Below are 7,282 nucleotides of genomic sequence, written 5' to 3'. Positions count from 1 at the left end.
CGTCAGGTAAACGAGGGTCTTGCTCATAAACCATCCCAGGGCCTCCAGGAGGAGGGAGACGGCCCCGTAACTCAGCCCCAGGAGGTAAAGAACCACTGCTAACCCCTTGACCCGCTGGGAGAAGTGGTCTCGGGAGATCCCGGCCGGATCGACGCGGAAGAGATGGCCACACCGGAGGCATCGATAGCGATAGGCCTTGACTTCGGAGCAGTGGGGATCCCGCACCCGCTGGGTCACCTCCTGAAACCGCTTGAAGTGCTTCCCGTTGCACCCCGGCCGGGGGCAGACAGTGGGGAGTTGGATCTTCTCGGGCTCGACTTTGGGGAGGACGAACAACAATCGCATGGGCCTCCTCCAGGGGGTGTCTCCCCTTGATTATCCCAATTTCACCAACAGGTGAACAGTCACAGCCGCCATTACCTCTTGACAAATCAAAAGCCATGGCGTATAGTTTTGCGCAAAATAGAGCTTTCCCGAAAGACGGTGAACGGGAGGAGTAGGCCTTGGGCCGGCGCCCAGAGAGGCGGGGATCAGGTGGAAGCCCGCTGCGCACGCCAAGGCTGAATGGGCCCGGGAGTCGCCGGACGAACGGGGCGCCATGCGTCCCCACTAGTCTTGGCCGGAGTCGCCACCGTTATCTGGGCGGAGGGGATCGGATGGAGATCCATCCCGTCCCCGCGAAGGAGTGGGGCTGGCCGTAAAACACCCTCGTCTCACCGACGGGGGTGTTTTGTTTCCTGAAGAGAGATCACCGGCTGGCCTCAGGAGGGTGGCACCACGGGGCCTTATGGCGCCCGTCCCTCTGTGAGGGACGGGCGCCTTTTTTTAAGGGCCTCCGGCCGCGGTGCCCTCTGAGGATGCCCCGATGGACGTCCCGAATGGGAGGTTCCCAATGGCAAAAGAAACCGTTCAAACCGATCTGCGGAGGCGTGTGATCCGTCGGACCATGCCGGCGGACCTGTGGACGCCCATCCGCCTATATCAAGCGCTGCGTCCTCAGGGCCCTTCCTTCCTTTTCGAAAGCGTGGAGGGTGGCGCCTACCTGGCTCGGTATTCGTTCATCGGCTTGATGCCTCGGGTCCTCTATCGAGTGGACGGGGATCGGATGGAGGAGTTGGGGCCCCAGGGATGCCGCGTCTATGACCTGCGCCGGACGCATCCCTTCGTCGTTTGGCGGGAGGCGCTGGCCACGATGACCCCGGAGGCGGATGCCGATCCTTTGCCGCGCTTCATCGGGGGGCTGGCCGGCTACATCGGCTACGAGATGGCCGCGTTCTTCGATCGGGTGCCCCGGGCCTCTCCCGCAGGCCTCGCCTTCCCAGACGCCATCCTGATGCAGATGGAGACCCTGTTGGTCTTCGACCATGTGACCCAAACGCTCTCCCTCATCGGCCTGGCGGAGCCGGGGGCGGAGCGGGCGGTCGAGGACCGGTTGATGGCTCTGTGGAGTAGCCTGCACAATCCCCCTCCCCCGGATTCGCTTCCCGCGCCCGCCTCCGCCACGCCCGTTCCCTGGCGAGCCCACACGGATGCGGAGCGCTTTTGCGCCATGGTACGGGCCGCGAAGGAGTACATCGCCGCAGGGGACGCTTTCCAGATCGTCCTCGCCCGACGCTGGAGCCGGCCGGTCGCCGTTTCTCCCTTCGCCATCTATCGAACCTTGCGTCGCCTGAACCCTTCTCCGTATCTCTTTTTCCTCCATTTGTCGGGCCTGGGGCGGGACGGAGAGGATCTGGCGTTGATCGGCGCGTCGCCGGAGATGCTCATCCGCGTGGAGGACGGTGAGGCGACGATCCGGCCGATCGCCGGGACGCGCCCCCGGGGGCGAAGGCCGGAGGAGGACCGGGCGCTGGAGGCGGAGCTGCGGGCGGACCCCAAAGAGCAGGCCGAACACGTGATGCTGGTGGACCTCGGCCGCAACGACCTGGGGCGGGTGTGCGTCTATGGCACCGTGAGGGTGGAAGAGTTCATGGTGGTGGAGCGCTATTCCCACGTGATGCACCTGGTCTCCACAGTCCGCGGACGGCTGCGCCCGGAGTGCGATGCCTTCGATGCCCTGGCGGCCGCCTTCCCGGCTGGAACCGTCTCCGGGGCCCCCAAGGTGCGGGCGATGGAGATCATCGCCGAGCTGGAGGGGGAAGCCCGCGGGCCTTACGCGGGGGGCGTGGGGTATTTCGATCCGCGGGGGAACGCCGATTGGTGCATCACAATCCGCACGGTGATGGTGCAGGGAAACGCCGCCATCGTGCAGGCGGGGGCAGGGATCGTGGCCGACTCGACCCCCGAGCGTGAGGAGGAGGAGACCCGCAACAAGGCCCGGGCGATGCAGCTGGCCGTCGACCAAAGCCATGGGGGCTAAGGAGGCGTGAGATGCTTCTGGTGATCGATAACTACGACTCGTTCACCTACAACTTGGTCCAGATCCTGGGGCACTTGCTTCAGGAAGCTGGGCACGAAGACGCTTCCCTTCGAGTGGTCCGGAACGATGCGGCGGATGTCGAGGAGATCATCGAGATGCGGCCGGCGGCGATTGTGATCTCGCCGGGGCCGGGGCGGCCGGAGGACGCGGGCATCACGATGCCGGCGATCCGCGCCCTAAGCGGGCGCGTCCCGATCCTCGGGGTCTGCCTGGGGCATCAAGCCATCGCCGCCGCCTTCGGCGGTCGGGTGGTGCGAGCGGGACGGCTGATGCACGGCAAGGCCTCGCCCATCCTCCACAACGGCCGGGACCTGTTCGCCGGGCTGCCGAGCCCGTTGATGGCTGGCCGCTATCACTCTCTGCTGGTAGTGGAGCCCCTGCCCGAAGAGTTGGAGGTCACCGCCCGAACGCCGGAGGGCGAGATCATGGCCCTGCGACACCGGACCCATCCCACCTTCGGGGTGCAGTTCCATCCGGAATCCGTCCTCACCCCTGAAGGGGTCGGCCTGCTACGGAACTTTCTGGCGATCAGCGGCATCCGGTAGGGGCACCCCTTGTGGGTACCCCCGAGGAGGCGATGGATCCGTATTCGCGAAGCCATTAGATCATCTACATCCGTTGAGGGGACGGCCCGGTATAAGGTCTAAGTTCGATTCGCCGAATTCCGAAGCAGGAGGTTGGGAATGATACGGGAAGCTATCGCCAAGCTGGTCAGGCAGGAGGATCTGACGGTAGAGGAAGCGGAGGCGGCGATGGGGGCGATCATGGCGGGGGAAGCCACCCCGGCCCAAATCGGCGCCTTCCTGACCGCCTTGCGGATGAAGGGGGAATCGATTCCCGAGATCATTGGGTGCGCCCGGGCGATGCGCCGCGCGATGCAGCGCGTGCCCTATGAAGGCGTGGCTGTGGACACCTGCGGCACGGGCGGGGACGGAGCCCGCACCTTCAACCTCTCCACGGCGGCGGCCTTCGTGGCGGCGGGGGCCGGTGTGCCGGTGGCCAAACACGGCAACCGAGCGGTCTCCAGCCCCAGCGGCAGCGCCGATCTCCTGGCCGCCCTGGGGGCCGAGCTCACCCTTACCCCGGAACAGGCCGCGCGGGCGCTCCAGGAAATCCGGTTCGCGTTCCTGTTCGCCCCAGCCTTCCACCCGGCGATGAAGCATGCCATCGGCCCCCGGCGGGAGATCGGCGTCCGCACGATCTTCAACATCCTGGGTCCCCTGTGCAATCCGGCGGAGGTGCCCTACCAGGTGATGGGGGTGTTCGATCCGAACCTGGCGGAGCCGTTGGCGGAAGTCCTCGGCGCCCTGGGCAGCCGGCACGCCTTCGTGGTGTGCGGGGTGGGCAACGTCGATGAGATCACGCCGGCTGGCCCGACGCGGGTAGCGGAATACGTCGACGGGCGAGTGCGCACATGGGTCTTCGATCCCGCCGATTACGGCATCCCCCGGGTGCCTCTCGAGGCGCTCCGCGGCGCTACCCCGGAAGAGAACGCACAACGGCTGCGGGCGTTGTTCCAGGGGAAAGAGAACGGCCCGCTCCGAGCAGCGGTCGTGCTCAACGCCGCCTTCGCTCTACGGGCCGCCGAGCAGGTCGAGGATCTGCGGGAGGGCCTGGAGCGGGCGGAGCAAGCCTTAACCCATGGGGCGGCCCTGGCTGTCCTGCAGGAATATGTCTCGTATACCCGGACGCTGGCCCAGGGGAGCTGAGATGTCCGAGTTGGCGAAGATCCTCGCCTGGAAACAAGAAGAGGTGGCTGCACGGATGGGGAAGCGCCCGCTGACCATGGTGCGGGCGGAGGCGGAGGCCGCGCCGCCGGCCCTGGATTTCGCCGCCGCGCTTGCCCGACAGGGGGATCGGCCCGCCCTGATCGCCGAGATCAAACGGGCTTCCCCCTCCCGGGGCCCGATCGCCCCCACCGTCGATCCGATCGCGCTGGCCCAGGTGTATGTGCAAGCTGGGGCCTCCGCCCTCTCCGTGCTCACTGAGGAGCGGTTCTTCCTGGGGGATCTGGCCCACCTGCAGAGGATTCGCCAGGCTCTCCCCAGGACGCCGATCCTGCGCAAGGATTTCATCCTGGATCCTTATCAAGTCTACGAGGCCCGAGCCGCCGGAGCCGACGCGGTGCTGCTCATCGCGGCCATCCTGGATCCCCACCGTCTGGCTGATCTAATCGCCCTGGCGGACACCCTGGGAATGACCTCTTTGGTGGAGGTTCATCGAGAGGAGGAGCTGGAGCAAGCCCTCCAAGCGGGGGCGCGGATGATCGGCGTCAACCACCGCGATCTGCGCACCCTGCGGGTGGATCGGACGGTGTCCGCCCGGTTGCGGCCCCGGATCCCCGCCGGGATCCGGACGGTCGCGGAGAGCGGGTTGCGGTCGCGGGAGGATGTTCGGGAGATGGCCGCCCTCGGCTACGATGCGGTGCTGATCGGCGAGGCGCTCGTGGAAGCGGGGAGCTGCCCGGACGGTTTCGATCTCGAGGCGGTGGCCCAGCGGGTGCGGAGCCTGCTCGGATGAAGGGAGCCTGGGTATGGGGTTCGTGAAGATCTGTGGGATCACCGATCTGGAAGACGCGCGGGTGGCGGTTGCGGCGGGGGCGGATGCGCTGGGTTTTGTGCTCTACCCGAAAAGCCCCCGCTTCGTTTCCCCGGAGCGGGCGGCCGCGATCGCCGCCGCGATCCGTCAGGAAGCCCCCCACGTCCGGTTGGTGGGCGTGTTCGTGAACGAGCCGGCGTCCCAGGTGCGCGCGCTCATGGCACGCATCGGCCTGGACTGGGCCCAGCTCCACGGGGAGGAATCCCCCGAGGTCCTGACCGCCCTGGCCGATTGCGCATATAAAGTTCTGCGCCTCAGCGCTCAAGGTTCTACTGAGTCGCGGGGGGAGCTTCCCGATCCGGAGCGCTACCGGGGACGCCTGTCCGAGGGGCCGACGCTGGGGGTGGATGCGTGGCATCCGAGGGCCTATGGGGGAACCGGTCAACGAGCCGACTGGGCGATCGCGGCGATGTGGGCCCGAACCCATCGGCTGTTGCTCAGCGGGGGCTTGACCCCCGAGAACGTCGCGGAGGCCATCCTTCAGGTCCGGCCGTGGGGAGTGGATGTGTCATCCGGTGTGGAGCGGACGCCCGGCCGAAAGGATCCGGGGAAAGTGCAGGCCTTTGTGGCGCGCGCGCGCCAGGCGTTCGAATGCCTTGAAGCAGGCTCCTTCTTGCTGACCGCCTGAGCACGTGGTTTTCATGCGTGCGCTAGGACATTGGGTGGTCACTCCGTTCAACAATCGGTAGTTTTTCGTGGGGTGCGGGCAATTCCTCTCCGCCGCGCAGTCCCTTTGAATTCTTAACATTTGGAGCTCATCACTAGTGAATGGCGAAAGGGGTGACTACCGAAGATTGAAAAGCCTTGACCTTTCTGGAGGCGAAATGCTTCGATGGATCCTTCCACCCGTTCAGGAGCGCCCGGGTTACTTTGGGCCCTACGGCGGGCGATACGTTCCGGAGACCCTGATCCCTGCCCTGGAGGAGCTGGAGGCAGCATTCCATGAGGCCATAGAGGATTCAGAATTCCTAAAGGAATTCGAAAGCCTCTTGCGCACGTATGTGGGCCGGCCCACGCCGCTGACGGAGGCCCAGCGGTTGGGGGAATCGGTGGGGGCCCGGATCTTCCTCAAGCGCGAGGATTTGGCCCACACGGGGGCCCACAAGATCAACAACGCCCTGGGCCAGGCGCTGCTGGCCCGACGGCTGGGCAAACGGCGGGTGGTGGCGGAGACCGGGGCGGGCCAGCATGGGGTGGCCACCGCGACCGCCTGTGCCCTGCTCGGGTTGGAGTGCACGATCTATATGGGCACGGCCGATATGGCCCGCCAGCGGCCGAATGTGTTCCGGATGCAGCTGCTCGGGGCCGAGGTGCGCCCGGTGGACGCCGGCTCCTGCACGCTGAAGGACGCGATCAACGAGGCCATCCGGGACTGGGTGACGAACGTGCGGACGACGCACTACCTCCTGGGCTCCGCTCTGGGCCCCCACCCCTATCCGGTCATCGTCCGCACGTTCCAGTCCGTGATCGGGGTGGAGGCCCGCGCGCAGATGTTGGAACAATTCGGACGGCTCCCCGATGTGGCGGTGGCCTGTGTCGGCGGGGGCAGCAACGCCATCGGCCTGTTCGCCGCCTTCTTAGAGGATCCGGTGGAGCTGGTGGGGGTGGAGGCGGGGGGCGAAGGGATCCCGACGGGCCGTCACGCAGCCCGTTTCGCGGACGGCGACCGGGGCCGCGTGGGCATCCTGCACGGCACCCGCACGTATGTCCTTCAGGACCCGTGGGGCCAGATCCTGGACACCCACTCGATCTCCGCCGGCTTGGATTATCCGGCGGTCGGCCCGGAGCACGCCTACCTGCGGGATCGAAAGCGGGTCCGCTACACGGCGGTCACCGATCGCGAAGCCCTGGCCGCTTTCCAGGCTCTGGCGCGACTCGAGGGGATCCTACCGGCCTTAGAGTCCGCCCACGCCGTGGCCGAGGCCATGCGCCTCGCCCGGGAGCGACCGGGGGCGTGGATCCTCATCAACCTCTCGGGGCGCGGGGACAAGGACCTGGAAACCGTGGCCAAAGCGCTGAACGGAACGTGAGGTTTCGCCATTCCAGGAGAAGGGACGATGGGCGGAATCCGTGCGGTAAGGGAGGTGTTTCGGAACGCTCGGGCGGAGGGGCGCCCGGCGCTGGTTTTCTACTGGCCGGTGGGCTATCCGGACTTGGAGACGTCGATTCGAGTTGTGGCGGCCCTGGCGCAGGCCGGCGCGGATCTCATCGAGTTGGGGGTGCCCTTCTCCGATCCCCTGGCCGATGGCCCGGTGATCCAACGGG

General features: G+C 66.7%; 7 protein-coding genes and 1 pseudogene. 7 read left to right on the top strand and 1 reads right to left on the bottom strand.

What is annotated here, in order from left to right; translation table 11 throughout:
- Positions 1-345 (bottom strand): annotated as a pseudogene (locus ACFMO5_RS07780) (hypothetical protein); the annotation flags it as partial.
- Between the two features lie 547 nt (positions 346-892).
- On the opposite strand from ACFMO5_RS07780, the gene ACFMO5_RS07775 reads away from it, so the two are divergent.
- The 7 genes from ACFMO5_RS07775 to ACFMO5_RS07745 form a co-directional block, all read left to right on the top strand.
- Positions 893-2,359, top strand: coding sequence for an anthranilate synthase component I family protein (locus ACFMO5_RS07775; RefSeq protein WP_376792183.1), 1,467 nt, complete (start codon positions 893-895; stop codon positions 2,357-2,359).
- 11 nt (positions 2,360-2,370) lie between these two features.
- On the top strand, positions 2,371-2,964 hold the full coding sequence (locus ACFMO5_RS07770; protein WP_376792182.1) for an anthranilate synthase component II: 594 nt from the start codon (positions 2,371-2,373) through the stop codon (positions 2,962-2,964).
- Between the two features lie 138 nt (positions 2,965-3,102).
- Complete coding sequence (gene trpD, locus ACFMO5_RS07765) at positions 3,103-4,128, top strand: anthranilate phosphoribosyltransferase (RefSeq protein WP_376792181.1); 1,026 nt, start codon at positions 3,103-3,105, stop codon at positions 4,126-4,128.
- Position 4,129: 1 nt separating this feature from the next.
- Positions 4,130-4,939, top strand: coding sequence for an indole-3-glycerol phosphate synthase TrpC (trpC, locus tag ACFMO5_RS07760; RefSeq protein ID WP_376792180.1), 810 nt, complete (start codon positions 4,130-4,132; stop codon positions 4,937-4,939).
- Positions 4,940-4,952: 13 nt separating this feature from the next.
- On the top strand, positions 4,953-5,645 hold the full coding sequence (locus ACFMO5_RS07755) for an N-(5'-phosphoribosyl)anthranilate isomerase (protein WP_376792179.1): 693 nt from the start codon (positions 4,953-4,955) through the stop codon (positions 5,643-5,645).
- Between the two features lie 196 nt (positions 5,646-5,841).
- Positions 5,842-7,047 (top strand): tryptophan synthase subunit beta, encoded by a 1,206-nt coding sequence (gene trpB, locus ACFMO5_RS07750; protein WP_376792178.1) that lies wholly within the window; start codon positions 5,842-5,844, stop codon positions 7,045-7,047.
- Positions 7,048-7,074: 27 nt separating this feature from the next.
- The coding region (locus tag ACFMO5_RS07745; RefSeq protein ID WP_376792177.1) for a tryptophan synthase subunit alpha at positions 7,075-7,282 on the top strand (208 nt) is incomplete at its 3' end.

This window comes from Thermoflexus sp. (genome assembly GCF_042408365.1).
In the GTDB taxonomy this organism is placed as follows: Bacteria; Chloroflexota; Anaerolineae; order Thermoflexales; family Thermoflexaceae; genus Thermoflexus.
Note: the sequence above shows the minus strand (reverse complement) of the source record. Positions and strands in the feature narration are given on the sequence as shown.

Excerpts from the sequence above, each read along its gene's own strand:
- ACFMO5_RS07775 (WP_376792183.1), top strand. The coding sequence starts at position 893 with ATGGCAAAAGAAACCGTTCAAACCGATCTGCGGAGGCGTGTGATCCGT.
- ACFMO5_RS07770 (WP_376792182.1), top strand. The coding sequence starts at position 2,371 with ATGCTTCTGGTGATCGATAACTACGACTCGTTCACCTACAACTTGGTC.
- trpD (WP_376792181.1), top strand. The coding sequence starts at position 3,103 with ATGATACGGGAAGCTATCGCCAAGCTGGTCAGGCAGGAGGATCTGACG.
- trpC (WP_376792180.1), top strand. The coding sequence starts at position 4,130 with ATGTCCGAGTTGGCGAAGATCCTCGCCTGGAAACAAGAAGAGGTGGCT.
- ACFMO5_RS07755 (WP_376792179.1), top strand. The coding sequence starts at position 4,953 with ATGGGGTTCGTGAAGATCTGTGGGATCACCGATCTGGAAGACGCGCGG.
- trpB (WP_376792178.1), top strand. The coding sequence starts at position 5,842 with ATGCTTCGATGGATCCTTCCACCCGTTCAGGAGCGCCCGGGTTACTTT.